Consider the following 2,626-nt stretch of genomic DNA (forward strand, 5'->3'; position numbering starts at 1 on the left):
AAAATATGCACGGTTTTGCCCAGCTTACGCAGCGTTTCAATGCAGGCAGCTGCCTCTTCTCTTAGAGTGTCTTCGAGCTCAAACCGAGCAACTAATGTAGTGCCGTCAGACATAAATACGACAGGTCCATCGTGTTGATGTTGCAGTTCTTGTTTATCGAGCGTAGACGTATTTTGTTCGATAAAGCTAGCGCTGCCCATAAAATAGCGAGAGCCATCAATGATTCCGCTCACGCCTAAACCAACATGATTCTTGGCGTCGATGACTTCTTTGCTTGTCTGCTGAATAAATGCCTTGGCAATTGGGTGGGCGCTTTGGCGCTCAAGCGCGCTTGCAAATATAAGCGCGGTTTCTTTATCCAAGTTAGTGTTAGTGGCAAGCTGAACGTGAGAGATCGATAAACGACCTTCACTGAGTGTCCCTGTTTTATCAAAAATAACATCATTCGCTTGGGACATAGCTTCGAGTGCATGATGCTTGGTAAGCAAGAATCCAAGTCTACGTAATGCTGATGTTGCGCCGGTCAAAGCAGTCGGTGTGGCGAGTGATAAGGCACAAGGGCATGTTACGACGAGGACGGATAGGGTAATTGCAAAGGCTCTGTCAGAATCGATGTTCCACCAATAGACCGCTGTTAAACCGCAGGCGAGCAGTACGAAGGTAACAAAATACGAGGCAAGATTATCAGCAATCGTTTGAGTGCTTGGTTTTGCAGCTTGAGCTTTCCCAATAAGCCTAACGATTGATGATAAGCGGCTTTGTTTCGCGGAGGCAGTTACTCGAATGTCTATGGTGTTATCCATATTTGCGGTACCGGCGTGAATAACATCGCCCGTCGCTTTATATATTGGCAAGAATTCGCCTGTTAATGCGGATTCGTCAAACCTGGTAGAGCCGTTTTCGATTAAGCCATCTGCTGCGGCTAATTCGCCCTGTTTAATGCGGATGATATCGCCGACTTGAATACGCTGAGATACCAGGCTTTTTGTACTATCGCCTTCAACCAATGTGGCAGTTTCTGGAAGCAGTTGGTCCATATCTACATCATCATTTAAATAACGATGGCGTGTCTGCATTTCAATGAACCGACCCAGTAAAAGGAAGAACGCAAACATTGAAACAGAATCAAAATATACGTCTGATTCTAAGGTTGGGACGGTAGTAATGGTTGTATAGCTGCTCGCTAAGAACGCAATAATAATCGCAAATGAAACAGGCATGTCCATGCCTAGTTTGCGTGATTTGAGACTGCGAATAGCGGCTCTGTAAAAGGGGAGTGAAGCAAAGGCAACAACTGGCGCGGCCATGAACATGCTGACCCATCGAAATAGCGAAATCAGTTGCGTGTCGAGGTCGTTATACATTCCCAAATAGAGAGGGATAGAGAACATCATGTTCTGCATCGTAGCGATGCCCGCGACAGCGATCCGAAATACAGTGATGCGTTTCTCTCTTAGGGCCGCAAGTTTTGCTTCATGATGTCTGTAAGGCTTAGCGTTGTAGCCGAGTTTTCTAGCCTTAATAAGAACTTCACTTAATTGGCAGGGTGTCTCCCACTCAATATAGGCTTTGTGTGTACTGTGGTTTATCGAAAAATTTAGTACACCGTCGATGGCATTAATATCGCGCTCTAATAGCCATATACATGCTGCGCAGGTAATGCCAGAAATACTCAAAGAGGTTTGCAATACACCATCGTGAGCTTGCACAAACTCTTCTTGTAATAGCGGGTCATCATAAAGCTCTAGTTGCTTTAATTCGCTGGGCTTCAATTCTTCAGCTTTGGGGGAGAATTCAGTGCGGTGAGCGTAGAAATTATCGAGACCTTCATGGGAGATCACTTCTGCTACGGCTAAGCAACCATAACAGCAAAAAGGTTCGTTCTTACCTTTGATCTTTAAGGTGGCGGAGAAGCCAGTAGGGACCGCTTCACCGCAGTGAAAACAGGGTGTTGTCATCAGGTATGGCTAGGGTGCAAGCAAATAGTTTTCTGTTGGCAATGAGGTTTTTTGACGAACTCTCCATGACTCATCATGCGCATATAGATCGAGATACCAGTTTCCGCTAAGGTTTTCAGGTACTTCTGCGACATACGGACCTTCAGCGGTAGGTAAGAATTTTGTCACTGAATCTCTCTCTCCGAGAGTAGGGTGGACAAGTTTGAGCGTAACAAAAGGCTCTTTTGTTTTGGCTAGACTTTTCAAGTCTAGTAGCGCGTTGCCTTCTGCGTCAATACTGACATAGGCGCGTACAGCAAGTTTTTTAGCTAGACGATCTTGCCCAATCGTTTGGTTTATATCGAGCCCATCTTTGTAATAGTTGTCACTAACGAGTGAGTCTTTACCGTTCACTGCATGGTAGATCATGATGCTACTGAGAAATACAGAAGCTAAAGGGAAGAACATAATAAAATACAGCCAGTTTCGTTTTTTTGGATCTGGCTGTTTAGATTGGATTGTTTGACTCGACATCAGGGTTCCGGGCTAAGTTTACATAATCATTCGCGAGCGCCGAGGAAGCGGCTTTCGGAATGAGCTATTAGATCTGGGTTATCGAGAGAGTTTACCGTAAAACTAATCTCGTTACTGCTACTAGGGAGTAGTGATGGCTTTGCTTCAACAATTGT

General features: G+C 45.1%; 2 protein-coding genes. Both read right to left on the reverse strand.

What is annotated here, in order from left to right; all coding sequences use genetic code 11:
- Positions 1–1,958: heavy metal translocating P-type ATPase (locus tag A3762_RS25475; RefSeq protein ID WP_068758208.1), on the reverse strand; the 1,958-nt coding region annotated here is incomplete at its 3' end.
- 9 nt (positions 1,959–1,967) lie between these two features.
- Positions 1,968–2,471, reverse strand: coding sequence for a FixH family protein (locus tag A3762_RS25480; RefSeq protein ID WP_068476893.1), 504 nt, complete (start codon positions 2,469–2,471; stop codon positions 1,968–1,970).
- Positions 2,472–2,626 lie beyond the last annotated feature (155 nt).

The sequence above is a fragment of the Oleiphilus sp. HI0125 genome (assembly GCF_001635355.1).